Source organism: uncultured Intestinimonas sp., from assembly GCF_944387725.1.
In the GTDB taxonomy this organism is placed as follows: domain Bacteria; phylum Bacillota; class Clostridia; order Oscillospirales; family Oscillospiraceae; genus Intestinimonas.
On the sequence record NZ_CALXGA010000009.1, the window covers coordinates 33,032 to 46,664 of the forward strand.

The 13,633-nt window shown below is 64.3% G+C and carries 13 protein-coding genes; 7 read left to right on the forward strand and 6 right to left on the reverse strand.

The genetic code is table 11. The features are described 5' to 3' along the window. Positions 1 to 296: 296 nt before the first annotated feature. The 3 genes from Q0K09_RS02640 to Q0K09_RS02650 all read left to right on the forward strand — a co-directional run bounded on the left by Q0K09_RS02640 (position 297) and on the right by Q0K09_RS02650 (position 3,204). Positions 297 to 512: a hypothetical protein gene (locus tag Q0K09_RS02640; protein WP_294472485.1), complete on the forward strand. Its 216-nt coding sequence runs from the start codon at positions 297 to 299 to the stop codon at positions 510 to 512. 192 nt (positions 513 to 704) lie between these two features. Beyond that, the gene (locus Q0K09_RS02645) at positions 705 to 2,543 is read left to right on the forward strand and encodes a TIGR03960 family B12-binding radical SAM protein (RefSeq protein ID WP_294472487.1); all 1,839 of its coding nucleotides are present in this window, start codon (positions 705 to 707) and stop codon (positions 2,541 to 2,543) included. Then, the gene (locus Q0K09_RS02650; RefSeq protein ID WP_294472489.1) at positions 2,536 to 3,204 is read left to right on the forward strand and encodes a TIGR03936 family radical SAM-associated protein; all 669 of its coding nucleotides are present in this window, start codon (positions 2,536 to 2,538) and stop codon (positions 3,202 to 3,204) included. The genes Q0K09_RS02645 and Q0K09_RS02650 overlap by 8 nt, the downstream gene beginning before the upstream one ends. 56 nt (positions 3,205 to 3,260) lie before the next feature. On the opposite strand, the gene Q0K09_RS02655 is transcribed toward Q0K09_RS02650, so the two are convergent. Genes Q0K09_RS02655 through Q0K09_RS02665 form a run of 3 tightly spaced genes read right to left on the reverse strand, consistent with a single transcriptional unit; the run spans position 3,261 to position 5,498 of the window. Further along, a complete protein-coding gene (locus Q0K09_RS02655; protein WP_294472493.1) occupies positions 3,261 to 3,878 on the reverse strand; it encodes a peptidoglycan-binding protein in 618 nt (205 codons plus the stop codon). After that, positions 3,878 to 5,095, reverse strand: coding sequence for a peptidoglycan-binding protein (locus tag Q0K09_RS02660; protein WP_294472497.1), 1,218 nt, complete (start codon positions 5,093 to 5,095; stop codon positions 3,878 to 3,880). The genes Q0K09_RS02655 and Q0K09_RS02660 overlap by 1 nt, the downstream gene beginning before the upstream one ends. Positions 5,096 to 5,108: 13 nt before the next feature. Then, on the reverse strand, positions 5,109 to 5,498 hold the full coding sequence (locus Q0K09_RS02665; RefSeq protein WP_294472500.1) for a spore cortex-lytic protein: 390 nt from the start codon (positions 5,496 to 5,498) through the stop codon (positions 5,109 to 5,111). Between the two features lie 143 nt (positions 5,499 to 5,641). On the opposite strand from Q0K09_RS02665, the gene Q0K09_RS02670 reads away from it, so the two are divergent. The 3 genes from Q0K09_RS02670 to Q0K09_RS02680 all read left to right on the forward strand — a co-directional run bounded on the left by Q0K09_RS02670 (position 5,642) and on the right by Q0K09_RS02680 (position 8,268). Continuing rightward, a complete protein-coding gene (locus Q0K09_RS02670) occupies positions 5,642 to 6,823 on the forward strand; it encodes an iron-containing alcohol dehydrogenase (protein WP_294472502.1) in 1,182 nt (393 codons plus the stop codon). Between the two features lie 15 nt (positions 6,824 to 6,838). Next, on the forward strand, positions 6,839 to 7,996 hold the full coding sequence (locus tag Q0K09_RS02675; protein WP_294472505.1) for a hypothetical protein: 1,158 nt from the start codon (positions 6,839 to 6,841) through the stop codon (positions 7,994 to 7,996). Positions 7,997 to 8,085: 89 nt separating this feature from the next. Then, positions 8,086 to 8,268 carry a hypothetical protein gene (locus tag Q0K09_RS02680; protein WP_294472508.1) on the forward strand — a complete coding sequence of 61 codons (183 nt, stop codon included), beginning with the start codon at positions 8,086 to 8,088 and terminating at the stop codon, positions 8,266 to 8,268. A gap of 303 nt (positions 8,269 to 8,571) precedes the next feature. Here Q0K09_RS02680 and Q0K09_RS02685 read toward each other — a convergent pair whose 3' ends face one another. The 3 genes from Q0K09_RS02685 to Q0K09_RS02695 all read right to left on the reverse strand — a co-directional run bounded on the left by Q0K09_RS02685 (position 8,572) and on the right by Q0K09_RS02695 (position 13,113). Next, positions 8,572 to 9,909 (reverse strand): methyl-accepting chemotaxis protein, encoded by a 1,338-nt coding sequence (locus Q0K09_RS02685; protein WP_294472513.1) that lies wholly within the window; start codon positions 9,907 to 9,909, stop codon positions 8,572 to 8,574. A gap of 389 nt (positions 9,910 to 10,298) precedes the next feature. Continuing rightward, a complete protein-coding gene (locus tag Q0K09_RS02690) occupies positions 10,299 to 11,228 on the reverse strand; it encodes a phosphate acyltransferase (protein ID WP_294472515.1) in 930 nt (309 codons plus the stop codon). Positions 11,229 to 11,961: 733 nt separating this feature from the next. Next, positions 11,962 to 13,113: a DUF4317 domain-containing protein gene (locus Q0K09_RS02695; RefSeq protein WP_294472520.1), complete on the reverse strand. Its 1,152-nt coding sequence runs from the start codon at positions 13,111 to 13,113 to the stop codon at positions 11,962 to 11,964. Positions 13,114 to 13,453: 340 nt separating this feature from the next. On the opposite strand from Q0K09_RS02695, the gene Q0K09_RS02700 reads away from it, so the two are divergent. Continuing rightward, positions 13,454 to 13,633: transposase (locus tag Q0K09_RS02700; protein ID WP_294472522.1), on the forward strand; the 180-nt coding region annotated here is incomplete at its 3' end.

The following is a 13,633-nucleotide window of genomic DNA, read 5'->3' on the forward strand; positions in this document are numbered from 1 at the left end:
CTTGACAACCATGGGAAAATACATCATATTGTCACCAGAAAATCGGGCGGCACAAGATGAGGTAGGCTCATGGCAGAAAGGGGGGAGTATCGTTTCCATACCGCCGCTCCAGATTGCCCGCGCGGCGCGGGCGGGAAGGCCCGCTCCGGCGCGGGATGCCGCCGTGGAAGCCCCAACGCCGGACGCCCTGGGGCGGATGCGGCAGCTACATTATAGCACAAGGACGCAAAAAACAGGAGCCCTTCCGCCTTCCGGCGGGAGGTGTAAAGGAGAGACGAGAAAGGATGGAACAGGAAATGGTAAAGTTTGCCCGCAGTGTAGACGAGACCTCCAAGCCCGTGATGTTCGGGATCGTCTGTACCAGCGGGCACCGGGCGGAGCGGCTATCCACCGACGGCGGGCGGGTGGACCGGCTGGTCAGGGCCTGCAACGAGGGGGCGCTGTCAGCGGAACACTTCTGGGATGTCGTGGTGGATTTTCTTCAGAATCCAGAGGGCTGGGGGGCGGATTGACGGGGTCCGCGTGCCGGGTCCGGCTGAGTCCGTTGTCAGAAAATACATGGGAGGGAGGAGAAAAAGCGGAAAAGTGAGAATTTGGACTTGCCAATCCTGCGCATAGCGGGTAAAATATACATTTGCTATACTGTTTATTTTATCGCATGTGAGACATCGCGCGCAAGGGCGCACGTTGAGCGGAGGTTAGGCATGGACCAGACGATGGAGGCCATTTTGTCCCGGGTGGAAAAGCCGGCCCGGTACACCGGGGGCGAATACAACGCGGTGGTCAAGGACCGCAAGAAGGTGGATACCAGGGTAGCCCTGTGCTTCCCGGACACCTATGAGATCGGCATGTCCAATCTGGGGGTGCGGATTCTCTACGGCCTGATGAACGAGCTGCCCGGCGTCTGGTGCGAGCGGGTCTTCGCCCCCTGGGGAGACATGGAGGCCGAGATGCGCCGGGAGGGCCTGCCCCTCTATGGCCTGGAGAGCGGGGACCCGGTGTCGGATTTCGACATTCTGGGCTTCTCCCTAGGCTATGAGATGGCCTACAGCAATGTGCTCAACCTGCTGGATCTGGCGGGGCTGCCCCTGCGCTCGACCGACCGGGACGAGAGCCACCCCCTGGTCATCGCCGGGGGCACCTGCGCCTACAACCCGGAGCCCCTGGCCCCTTTCATCGACCTGTTCTCCCTGGGCGAGGGGGAGGAGGTGACGGTGGAGCTCATCCAGCTCTGCCGGAGGGCCCGCCGGGAGGGCTGGCCCCGCCGGGACCTGCTGCTGGCGGCGGCCGGCATCCCGGGGCTCTACGTCCCCTCCCTCTATGAGGTGACCTATCACCCTGACGGCACCGTGGCCGCCGTCACCCCCGAGCCGGGGGCTCCGGAACTGGTGACCAAGCGCATCGTCCAGGACTTCGACAAGTCCTATTTCCCGGTGAAGACCATCGTGCCCTCCACCGAAATCGTCCACGACCGGGTAATGCTGGAGGTCTTCCGGGGCTGTATCCGGGGCTGCCGGTTCTGTCAGGCGGGATATGCCTACCGGCCTGTCCGCTCCCGGGACCCCCGGCGTCTGGTGGAGCAGGGCATCGCCGCGTGCAAAAACTCGGGCTATCAGGAGATCACCCTCTCCAGCCTGTCCACCAGCGACTACCGGCCCCTGGAGGCCCTCTGCGACGGCCTGCTGGATTGGTGTGAGCCCAACAAGGTCTCCCTCTCCCTGCCCTCTCTGCGGGCGGACAACTTCTCCATGGGCCTGATGCAGCGGCTTCAGCACGTCCGCAAGTCGGGCCTCACCTTCGCCCCAGAGGCCGGCACCCAGCGCCTCCGGGACGCCATCAACAAGAACGTCACCGAGGAGGACCTGATGACCTCCTGCCGCACCGCCTTTTTGGGCGGGTGGAACGCGGTGAAGCTCTACTTTATGCTGGGCCTGCCCACCGAGACCGACGAGGACGTGCTGGGCATCGCCAACCTGGCCAGAAAGGTGCTCCAGCTCTGGCGGGAGACCGCCCCGGACAAGCGCCGGGGCTGCCGCATCACAGTCTCCACCGCCTGTTTCGTGCCCAAGCCCCACACCGCCTTCCAGTGGGAGCCCCAGGTGACCCGGGAGGAGTACCTGCGCCGGGTGAAGCTCCTGCGGGAGAACCTGCGGGAGAAGTCCATCTCCTACCACTGGCACGACCCGGACACCTCCTTCCTGGAGGCTGTCTTTGCCCGGGGGGACCGGCGGCTGGCCGGCGTACTGGAGGCGGCCTGGCGGGAGGGGGCCAAGTTCGACGCCTGGAGCGAGTATTTCGACCTGGAGCGCTGGCTGCGGGCCTTCGAGTCCTGCGGCCTGGACCCGGCCTTTTACGCCAACCGGGCCCGGAGCCGGGAGGAAGTCCTCCCCTGGATCCGGGTGTCTACCGGCGTGCGGACCGATTTCTTGTGGCGGGAGCGGGAGCTGGCCTACACCGCCGTCATCACCCCAGACTGCCGGAAGCAGTGCACCGGCTGTGGAGCAAACTGCCTGCTGGAGAAGGGAAGGTCCTGCGATGAGTGAGACGCGCATCCAATTCGCCAAAACGGGCCGGGCCCGGTATATCTCCCACCTGGACCTGATGCGGACCTTCCAGCGGGCCTTTCTCCGGGCGGACCTCCATGTCCGCCACACCGAGGGCTTCAACCCCCATGCCTATGTCTCCATCGCTCTGCCCCTGTCGGTGGGCTTTTCCAGCCAGTGCGAAATTCTGGAGTTCGGCCTTCCAGAGGATGCGGACCTGTCCCAGGTGCCGGGGCGTCTGACCCGGGTTTTGCCGGAGGGCATTACCGTCTCCCGCTGCTACAGCGGGGGGCGGCCCTTCAAGGAGCTGTGCTGGGTCAACTACATCATCACCCTGGAGTATGACGCCGGGGCTCCGGTGGGGGCGGAGAACGCTGTCCGGGCCCTGCTGGGCCAGGAGAGACTGGTGGTGTCCAAGAAGTCCAAAAAGGCGAAAAGCGGCCAGGTCCAGGTGGACCTCATTCCCCTCATCCGCCGGGTGGACTATGAGAGCCGGCGGGACGCCATCGTTCTGGACACGGTGCTCCGGGCCCAGAACCCTGGCCTCAACCCCACCCTGCTGGTGGAGACCATCCGCCGGGAGTGTCCCGGCCTCTCCCCGGACTATGTGAGCTGTCACCGCAAGCAGGTCCTGGATCAGGACGGAAACCCCTTCCTGTGACGGCGGTGTGGAACGGATAGCGGCGCACGGATCTTCGTCCGTGCGCCGCTTGCTGTTCAGACGCTCCGGTCCCGGGGCTCCCAGGGGAAGCGCTCCAGGGCCGGCGAGGGGCCGCGCCCCGCCGGGAACTCCGGCGGGCAGACCCCGCCCGCGGGGACCCGGGCCAGGAAGAGCTCGTAGAGCCGGGAGAGCATGTTCCAGGTGTCCCGGTCCATCCGCCCGGTCTCCGGGAGCCCGGACCGGCGCTGGAGCCAGGCGGCGTTGCGGACCGAGGCCCCGGTGTGCCGTCCGTTCACCGGGGCGGCCTCCACCTCCTCCAGCACCTGGGCCAGAGCCAGGAACATGGCCTGGATGAGAAAGATGCTGGGGCAGCTCTGCCCCGCCCGAATGGAGAGGTCCCGGTCCCGGGACACCCGGACCGGCCGGGGCGGGGCCAGGTCCAGGATTGCCCTGCGGTAGGCCCCGGCGATGGCCTCCCAGGTCCGGCCATCCACCCGCCCGGTGACCGGGAGGCCTTGGGTGCGCTGGAAGCGCATCACCGCCTCCAGGGTGGCCTCTCCGAAGATGCCGTCCGGCGCCAGCCGGGGCAGCTCCGGTGTGCGCCGGGAGAGGGTTCCCAGCATCAGCTGGAGGCTGCGGACGGGCAGTCCCAGGAAATCCTCTTCCCTGCGCATCACTGGCCCCCCCCTTCCCTGTCCCGGTCCCCCAGGGAGAGCTCCCGGCCCTGGAACTGGGTGAGGCGGGTGCTCATCTCAAAGATCTCCGGGGCGCTCTCCAGCCCCTGGAGCTCAGCGGGAAACAGGACCTCCCTGGAGAGGACGGTGAGATCAATGCCCTCATAGGCGCTGTAGAGGGCGTTCCAGGTGGCAGCGTCCACCCGCCCGGTGGCCGGGAGGCCCTGGGCGCTCTGGAAGGCCCGCACTGCCTTCTGGGTTGCTGGCCCGTAGATGCCGTCCAGCCTGGGGGCGGGGACGGCGGGGTCAAACTGGGCGTACACGGAGAGGAAGTACTGGATGGCCAGGACCTCCTCCCGGGTGGGGGTGTCGGAGCTGGGGTACTGGGTGGCCACGAGGCCGAAGACCCGCTGGCCCTGGCTCACCAGCTCGGAGAGGTCCAGAACCCCCACATAGAGGAAGACCAGCTTATACCAGGTGGACTTGCCCACGATGCCGTCTGGGGTGAGGCCGAAAATCTCCTGGAAACGGCGGACCGCCTGCTGGGTCTGGGGTCCGAAGATGCCGTCCACCGGGCTGATTTTTGGAATGGCGGGGTAGTTCTGGCTGATGCGGTTGAGCTCGGCCTGGACGGCCTCCACCTCTGGCCCGGAGGCGCCCAGCCGCAGGGGTACGCCGGGGTAGGAGGAGCGCAGGTCCTGCACCGGTGCGTTCACCACCAGTTCGATGTCGTCGCCGTAATACTGCCGGAGGATGGACATGCTGTCCAGGCCCTCCTGGGCCAGGGCCTGGCTCCCCCACTGGGAGAGGCCGTCGCAGGTGGTGGTGGTGCCGTTGCAGAACTTGGCCGACAGGGGCTCGGTGAAGCCCTGGCGGCGGAGGTAGTCGTCAAAAATCTCATCCACCAGGCGGGAGATGTTCTCGAAGATGTTCCGGCCCTGGATGAACTTCTGGTCCATGGCGGTGGTGGAGGTGATCTGGAAGTCATAGCCCCGGCTGGGGTAGAACTCGGTGTAGACCCGGTTGAGGGCGAAGGAGATCTGAGCCAGGATGTTGGCCCGGAGGGCGGCGGGCTCCCAAGTGGGGTAGATCTCGCTGGAGGCCACGTTCTTGATGTAGTCGGGGAAGTTCACCGTCACATTTTCGGCGCTCTGGCTGGGCGCGCCCAGGTGGACGGTGATGGTCCGGGGGATGTAGGGCGTGATGATGACTGGCATAGCTGGCTCCTTTTTACAGCGGCTGGGGGGTCACGTCCACCACGACGGTCATGTCCCCCTCCTCCGGGTACTCCGGGAGGGGCATCAGCTCGGCGTCCTGGCGGGTCTCCACCCCCGGAAAGAGCTGCACGTTCTCCACATGGAGGAGCCGGTAGTCTGGGTGCTCCACCCACACGTCACAGACGGCAAAGGGCTGTGCGCCCCCCGGCTGGTCACTCTGGGAGAGGAGGGGCGCTGGGAGGGGAACAGGCTCAGTGAGGCCGTTTTCATCGGTGATCCGAAGGGCCACCAGCTGGTGCCGCCCTTGTCCGGCAGGGCGGGTCACGGCGGCGGCCGCCCCCGGAATGGGAATCTGCGCCCGGGAGGTAAAGGCCCGGATGGAGATGGTTCCCTGTGCTTCCATTCAAATGCCTCCTTCTTGATCTGTGTTCCGGCCCGGCGGCAGACCGGAACGCTCTGTGCTGTTGCCGGCGGCAGAGGGGATTGCAAGCCGGGCTCCGATTTGATATACTTTTCTCAATATGATATGGGAGGAAGGACTGTCCTATGCAGAGCTTTACCTATTATGTACCCACCAAAATTCTCTTCGGCCGGGGGACGGAGTCCCAGGCGGGAGCGGCGGTCCGGGCGGAGGGCGGCCGCCGGGTGCTGGTGCTCTACGGCGGTGGCAGCGCCCAGCGCAGCGGCCTTCTGGACCGGGTGACCCGCTCTCTGGAGGAGGCGGGGCTCACCTATTTCCTCAAGGGGGGCATCCACCCCAACCCCGCCCTGGCCTTTGTGGAGGAGACCATCGCGGAATACCGGGACCGGGGGGTGGACTTCCTGCTGGCCGTGGGGGGCGGCAGCGTCCTGGACACCGCCAAGGCCGTGGGCCTGGGCCTCCGGGACCCAGAGGGCCGGGTGTGGGACTTCTTCACCGCCCGGCGGGACCCGGCGGACACAGTTCCTATGGGGAGCGTGCTCACCATCGCCGCCGCCGGCAGTGAGACCAGCGACTCCGCCGTCATCACCAACGAGGCCGCCCGGGAGAAGCGGGGGCGCAACACCCCCCTGAACCGCCCCCGCTTCGCCATCATGAACCCGGAGCTCACCTGCACCCTCCCGGCCTGGCAGACGGCCTGTGGGGCGGCCGACATCCTGATGCACACCCTGGACCGCTACTTCTCCAACGTGCCGGGTAACGAGACCACCGACGCCCTGGCCGAGGCCATTCTCCGCACGGTCATCCGCTTCTCCCCTGCGGCCCTGGAGCGGCCCGGCGACTACGAGGCCCGGTCGGAGCTCATGTGGTGCGGGAGCCTCTCCCACAACGACCTCACCGGACTGGGACGGGGCAAGGACTTCTCCGTCCACCAGCTGGGCCACGAGCTCTCCGGCCGGTACGGCATCGCCCACGGGGCCAGCCTCACCATCATGTGGCCGGCCTGGGCCCGGCGGGTGCGGCCCACCGACCCGGAGCGCTTCGCCCGGCTGGGCCGGACCGTCTTCGGGGTCACCGAGGGGGCACCGGAGGCTGCCTCCCTGGCCTGCATCGGGGCGGCAGAGGACTTCTTTCGCCGTCTGGGCCTGCCGGTGACCCTGGGAGGCTCCGAGATTGGCCTCCTGCCCCAGGCCGAGCTGGAGGCCCTGGCCCTGGGCTGCTCCCGAGGCCGGAGCCGCTCCATCGGAACCTTCTGCCCCCTGGACCACCAGGGCATTTTGGAGGTCTACCAGGCCGCCAACCGCTGATACGGGGAGGCTGTCATGAAGTACAAACGCGCGGCGGCGGCCTGCGCCGCCGGGGTCCTCCTGTGCTGCTCCGCCGCCCTGGCGGCGGGGGGCGGCGCGGCGGACCCCCTGATCTCCAAGTCCTATGTGGACGGAGACTATACCACCCAAACCCTGACCAAGGCCGTAGAGCGAATCGAGCAGCGCCACGACGCCCTCTACCAGGAGGCCGCCGCCGGTCTGAAATCGGCCTACGGCGCCCTGGCCTCCCGGGTGGGGACAGGGGGCGGCGCCGGGACCGGGACCGGGACCTACTACAGCGCCTTCACCGACCTTCGGGTAAAGGAGGGGGACCAGATCCAGGTGAGTGCCGGGTCCGGCTTTCTGCTGCTGGCGGGCACGGCCGGCCTGTCCTGCACCGGAAACAAGGCCATCGACCTCACCAGCGGCTGGGAGAAAGGGACCGGGGCCCTGGAGGCAGGGCGGCGCTACCTGGTGGCTGAGGACACCGTGGCCACCCTGACGGTGACCTCTCCCACAGCGGTCCTCTCCCTGGAGGGATACCACACCCTCACCGAAAGCGCCAGCACCGACTACAACACCCTGGCTGCCGCGCTGCGGACTATGGGGCTCTTCCAAGGCAGCGGCACAGGATACGGCTCCGGCTTTGACCTGGAGGCGGCGCCCACCCGCATCCAGGGCCTGATCCTCTTCCTCCGGCTCATTGGAGAGGAGGAAGCCGCTCTGGCCTCCACAGCGGCATGTCCCTTCACCGATGTGCCCGACTGGTGCCGGTCCTATGCGGCCTACGCCTACCAGCAGGGCTACACCAGGGGGATGGACGCGGAAAACCAGATCTTTGGCACCAATGACACCCTCACCGCCAGGCAGTATGTGACCTTCCTCCTCCGGGCCCTGGGCTACCAGGACAGCGGGGAAAACCCGGACTTTACCTGGGACACCGTCCTGAGCCGGGCGGTGGAATTGGGGGTCCTGACCCCCGGCGAGGAGGCGCTGCTCAACGGGGAGCCCTTCCTCAGGGCGCAGGTGGTCTACCTCTCCTACTTCGCCCTGGACGCCCCCTGCCGGGACGGCAGCGGGAGCCTTCTGGACCGTCTGACCGCCGCCGGGCTCCTGGATGGGGCGGTGGCCAGGGTGGTGCGCTCCACCGTGACGGTGTCCCGCCTCCCCTGAAAAGCAGCTGGAACCCCTTCGCCCCCTCCGCATAGGATGAAATGGGGCCGGCAATCAGCCTGCCACCATTTTCAATCAGGAGGTACTTCATGATGGGGTGCAATAACAGCTGTGGCTTCGGCGGCTTTGGCGGCGGCGGATGCCTTTGGATTCTGCTGATCATCATCATCCTCTGCTGCTGCTGCGGAGGCGGGAGCTTCGGCGGCTGCAACAACAACTGCTGCTGCAACGACAACAACTGCGGCTGCAATAACAACAACTGCTGCTGCTGAATCGGCCGGAACAAGACAGTGCTGCTCCACAGGGAGGGCGGGAGGATTCCCGTCCTCCCCTTTTTGCTCCAAAAACAGGCCGGCGATTCCATCTGCGGGCGGCAGCGGTCCGGCCCAGTTGTGTCATCTGTCATGCCCCACAGAACGTACAGGGGGTTGGCGGGCTTCCCCCTGCACACGAACAAAGCCAATGGGCCTTGTATACTTAGGCCCACTGGCTTTTTCCTGCACATTATCATTATGTAGAGAGAATGCCCCTTATCCTGCCGCCCGGAAAATTGCGGACAGCGCCGGCGAAAGATTTCAGGTTTTACTCAGCAGGTCCAGCCGCTGCGCCTGCGCCGAGAGCTCCCGGACCATGGCCGAGCACTCCTGCGAAGCCGCAGCGTTGGACTGCACAATCCCGGAAACCTGCTCCAGGTCATCCTTGATTCCGTTGACCGCGCGCAGCTGTGAGTCAGTCTGGTCGGAGATGTGGACGGCCCGGGCGGCCACATCCTCCACGCTCTCTTTGATGCGCTCCATGGCGGTGGATGTCTCGGCGGCTACACTGCTGCCCCGGTTGACAGCCTCGCGGCAGCGGGCCAGGACCTGGATGATCTGCTGTGCAGCCTCGCCGCTGCGGCTGGCCAGGGAGCGGACCTCATCGGCCACCACTGCGAAGCCCTTGCCGGCAGTCCCGGCGCGGGCCGCCTCCACGGCGGCGTTCAGGGCGAGGATGTTGGTCTGGAATGCCAGAGATTGGATGGCGTTGATGGTGGCCTCGATGGACTGAACGCTGGACTCGATGTCGCTGATGGAGGAAAGCAGAACCTGCATCTGGGTGTCGCCGTCGCCGGCGTTGCGGAGCATGGTCTCTGAAGCGCTTCGGACCTCGGAGGCCTGGCTGGCGGTGTCGGAAATCTGCTGAAAGATATTCTCCACAGCTGTCGATACACTGGAGATGGAAGCGGCCTGACTGGTGGAGCCCGTGGCCAGGCTGTCGGACTGGTCGGCCAGGCTGTTGGCCTCGTTGGAGACCTGCTCCGACACCTGAGCAATCTGGGTCAGCAGCTGATGCTGGCGATGGAGGACCTGCTCATTTTGCTTCTGCTTCTCATCCAGCTCTGCCAGCAGATGGCCGGAGGCGTCCTTCTCTTTGTGGGCCTCGGACAGGTAATAGATGCTGTTTTTAACTGCCTGGTCCAGCAGCACATATGCCACAAAAATGGCCAGCAGGCACTCTCCCAGGACCATGGGAGAGTCCACCATCTGGTTGTTCTGGATGCTGAGGATGACGCACTCGGCCACAAACAGCACCGCACTGCTGGCACAGCACAGCCGCACCAGTGGACGCGACATAAAGAGGGCCGAGAGGGCAATGGAGCAGACGTACAGCGCCGCGCCCGGCGCCAGCTCCTGGGAGAAGATCTGTGTCATAAAGATGATGAAGTCAACCCAGACCACCAGAAAGGTGCACAGGGCCTTCATGGTTTCCGGCCGGGCCAGGAAGCGGCAGGGGATCAGCAGCACCGCCCCCATGGCCAGCAGCATGAAAACCAGCATCCAGCTCCCGGACAGGGCGTAGATCACCGCGTACAGCACCATGGCGACAGTGACGATGAGCGAGCAGCTGCTCAGAACCTTTTTTTGATCAATCAATGTATTTCCTCCATTCTCTGTCTGAGGATTTGCCGGCGTCGGTTCCTCGAAGCCGGCCAGACGCCAGTGCCCCATGCGCCGGGGACACCGCTTTGGGTTTGTTTGAACCCCCACAATGGGGGCCGCAGGAATCCTGCCGGATTTCCAGGGCGCGTCGCGCCGTCCAAGGGGCAAAAGGCCCGACGATTGGGCATATGGACGAGGTTTAAACAAGCCCTAGGGCTTGTTTGAAAAATGGCGATGTGTCCAGCAGCGAGGGATTTTGGGCCGCTGACAAGCAATTTTTTCGCAGGAATCCTGGCGGATTTCAAGGAAAAATTGCGCCGTCCAGGGGACAAAAGACCCGCCGGTTGGGCATGTTGACAATTTTCAAACAAGCCCTAACCGCCTCAGTCCCCGTTCTGCTTCCGCCAGTGGTCCAGCACGGCGCAGAAGACCAGGGAGAGATAGGTCTCCTGGGCGGCGGCGCTGCGGCTGGTGAGGGCGATGGGCACCTTGGCCCCCACCACCGCGCCGCAGGTTACGGCGTGGGCGTGGATAAGCCAGCTTTTTACCAGGGTGTTGGCGGTGGAGAGGTCCGGGGCGATAATGCCGTCAAATCCCCCGCCGCTCCAGGGGCAGTCGTAGTTTTTCAGCCGGGCGGCCTCCTTGCTGAGGATGAGGTCGTAGGCGATGGGGCCCCACAGCTCGCAGCCGGCGAAGGGCCGGGATTTCTGCTCAGCCACCAGACGCTGGGCCTCCACGGTGTCGGGCATGTGAAAGGTCACATGCTCCACCAGGGCCAGCAGGGCCAGCTTGGGGTCCTCGTAGCCGAAGGCCTTCAGGGCGTCGGCGGTGTTGCGGATGATGGCCTTCTTCTGGGTCATGTTGGGCTTGATGATGACCGTCATGTCGCTCAGGGCCAGGAGCTTGGGGTACTCCGGCAGGGAGCACAGGGACACATGGCTCATGAGCCGGTCGGTCCGCAGGCCGTTTTTGCCGTCCAGCACCGGCATCAGGAAGTCCCGGGTGGGGAGGTTGCCCCGCATGAGCACGTCGCCGTCGCCGGAGTTGATGATGTCAATGGCGGCCTGGGTGATGTTGTGCCCCGGCGGGGTGTCTACCATGGTGTAGGGCTCCTTCTCCAGGCCCAGCTTCTCCAGCACCGTGACGGTCCGGGCCCGGTCGCCCACCAGCACAGGCTGGGCCAGCCCCTTCTCCTGGGCGGTGAACAGGCCCTGGAGCATGTTCTCGTTGTCGGAGCCGGCCAGGATCACCCGCATGGGCCGGGACATCTTGGGGACGCGTTCCAGAATGGCGTCAAAATTTTTCAGTTCCATGCCGTCATCTCCAATCTTCATTTCTGATTTGCCGCCGCAGCCTCAGTTCTCTTCCAGTATAGCTGATTTCCACCCCAATGACAAGCAGAAAAACCAACGTTGTCCGCGCTGGCGGCATTCTTTTTTGGGGCGCGTCCGGTTCCTTGACACGCCGCGCAGAAGCAGGCGGTCAAACGAGAGCCGCTTTATAGAAGAACCACATGGGCAGCCCTGCGTCCCCCCTCCCCTTCCCTGCTTCCAAGGGTGGCGGGATGTATTACGTTTTGTATATCAAAACCAGTCCGGCCTCCGCCTGCGGAGAAAAATTCTTTTGGATATCATTCCCTTTCCAAAAAAGTTCGGGCAGGAGGGATATTGACTCGGAAATCAAATATTTTTTTCAGGTTTCTGAAAGCAAGAAGGTAGACATAATCTCTTCCCGGAGGTTGATTTACAAAAAGTTATACACATTTTCCACAGGGTTTTCCACAAGGCTCTATCCCTTGTGCTGCATAAAAGTGTCAACGTTTCCACCGATTTTCCACAGCCCTGTAAACGGGGCTCTGTACGCCGCTGACCGCGCAAATTAGTTTACATAATGATAAAATACAGTGTTCGGACTCGGAACCCGCCGAATACAAGGGCGCCCTGTCCCCTGCCGGGGAACAGAGCGCCCTTACTGGCTGGGAGAGGCTCCCAAAGGTCTCCAGCGGCGGCGCAGCGGCCACAGACCCCCGCGCCGCCCGGCGGCAGATCAGGGCTCTCGGACGGGAGCCGCCGCTCCGCCCAGGGGGAGTCCGTTGATCTCCACCCCGCCGTCGGCGGGAATCAGAAGGTACTTCCGGCCGTCGATAACCCGCATCTCCACCAGGTAGCTGTGCTCCGGGTCCACCTGGACATCGGCCTCCGCCGTCTTAACCTGGAAGCGCTTGCTGTCGATGAGGTTGGCCGGATTCAGGGCGGCGGCGCCAAACTCCCGGCCGCATTTCTCCTGGAAGGCAGCCACCTTGTCCTCCTCCACACCGCAGTCCAGGAGGATGCCGCCGATCTCCTTCGCGGTGATGGCCAGGGGCTCCGGGTCTTTGCTCTCCTTGTGCCGCTCCATCCGGTCCCGGAGCTGTTCGTGGAGGCCCTGAACCACCTCCATGCCGCAGGCGTCTCCCAATGCCTCCGTGAGGGCAGTCTGGAAGGCCTCCTTCTGCTCGGCGGCGGACATGGGGGGCTCGGTATGGAAGACGGCGTCGATGAACTCCTGGTGGAGCTCCTCCGGCTTCCGGGCATAGAAGAGGGCGTTATAGAGGTTGGCGGCCCGGTCGTCGAAGGCGGGAAAGAGGAAGCCCAGCTCCGGCGGGGAGACCACCTGTCCGGCGGAACAGCTATGGAACTCGTTTTCGCCGGGGAAGTAGCCCAGCTCCGGCTTGCCCTCCTTCACCGGGCAGACGCAGCAGACCACATAAGAAAACACCTGGTCGGAGGCGTCGGCCTGGTCCCCGCCGTCCCGGGAGCGGTAGGGCACGTCATAGGCGTCATAGGCCAGGAGGATCAGGTAGTTGCGATCCCCCATGTCCAGGGCGTCGATGACTTTCTGGTAGAAGGTCCGGCGGAGGGCGCCGTCCTTCAGGGCGCTGTCCCGGAGGCCGGTGAGGATCTGGTGCTCCGGGCTGTCCATCACCTGCTGGGTGGTGAAGACGATGTCGATCAAATTCCGGCCCAGCGTGCCGGACAGGGCCTTCTTCAAAAGGCCCAGATATTTCTCAGCCTCCTCCTGGGGCATGGTTCCCAGGGATTCGTCCAGATCGGAGATGATCTCCCTAGCGCTGTTGACGTAACAGCCGTAAACGCGGCTGACGGCGCTCCGCTCCGGGCGGAAGCGCCGGCGCAGCTCGCCGAGTTCTTTTTGGTTCATAGAGCACCTCACTTGTCAATTTTCGCCGCCCTTCCAAAGGGCGGCACGCTTTTGTGGGTAGACGCCTGACGGCAATCGACCTTGCCGCAGGAGGTACAATGGTTTTGGACAGAAGGTTCCAAACACCTTGCGCCTGTACAAACCCGATGGGCCTGGAACGCCTTGGCTTTCCAGACTCACGGCTTTGTTTGGTATGGATTATTGTAACGGAAATCTCTTTCGGATGCAAGTCCCGCCGCCTGGTCTGGACGGTGTCAAGATGTTATAGCAGCGATGAGCAAAACGAAGCGCAAATAAGAAACCGTATTCACAAATGGGGAAAAAGTAGTAGAATGCGGATATGAAAAAAGAAAAGAAACGCAAGGCGTACCCGAGCGACTTGACGGATGAACAGCGGGCGGAGATCGCGCCGCTCTACACGGAAATGCGAAATTGCAGATGGCGCAAGCGGGAATTGACAAACGCTGTGCTGTATTTGGTGGATTCCGGGTGCAAATGGAGGCAGTTACCCCATGATTTT

Coding starts and splice junctions, on each gene's coding strand:
- Q0K09_RS02640 (WP_294472485.1), top strand. CDS start 297: ATGGTAAAGTTTGCCCGCAGTGTAGACGAGACCTCCAAGCCCGTGATG.
- Q0K09_RS02645 (WP_294472487.1), top strand. CDS start 705: ATGGACCAGACGATGGAGGCCATTTTGTCCCGGGTGGAAAAGCCGGCC.
- Q0K09_RS02650 (WP_294472489.1), top strand. CDS start 2,536: ATGAGTGAGACGCGCATCCAATTCGCCAAAACGGGCCGGGCCCGGTAT.
- Q0K09_RS02655 (WP_294472493.1), bottom strand. CDS start 3,878: ATGCGCAGGGAAGAGGATTTCCTGGGACTGCCCGTCCGCAGCCTCCAG.
- Q0K09_RS02660 (WP_294472497.1), bottom strand. CDS start 5,095: ATGCCAGTCATCATCACGCCCTACATCCCCCGGACCATCACCGTCCAC.
- Q0K09_RS02665 (WP_294472500.1), bottom strand. CDS start 5,498: ATGGAAGCACAGGGAACCATCTCCATCCGGGCCTTTACCTCCCGGGCG.
- Q0K09_RS02670 (WP_294472502.1), top strand. CDS start 5,642: ATGCAGAGCTTTACCTATTATGTACCCACCAAAATTCTCTTCGGCCGG.
- Q0K09_RS02675 (WP_294472505.1), top strand. CDS start 6,839: ATGAAGTACAAACGCGCGGCGGCGGCCTGCGCCGCCGGGGTCCTCCTG.
- Q0K09_RS02680 (WP_294472508.1), top strand. CDS start 8,086: ATGATGGGGTGCAATAACAGCTGTGGCTTCGGCGGCTTTGGCGGCGGC.
- Q0K09_RS02690 (WP_294472515.1), bottom strand. CDS start 11,228: ATGGAACTGAAAAATTTTGACGCCATTCTGGAACGCGTCCCCAAGATG.
- Q0K09_RS02695 (WP_294472520.1), bottom strand. CDS start 13,113: ATGAACCAAAAAGAACTCGGCGAGCTGCGCCGGCGCTTCCGCCCGGAG.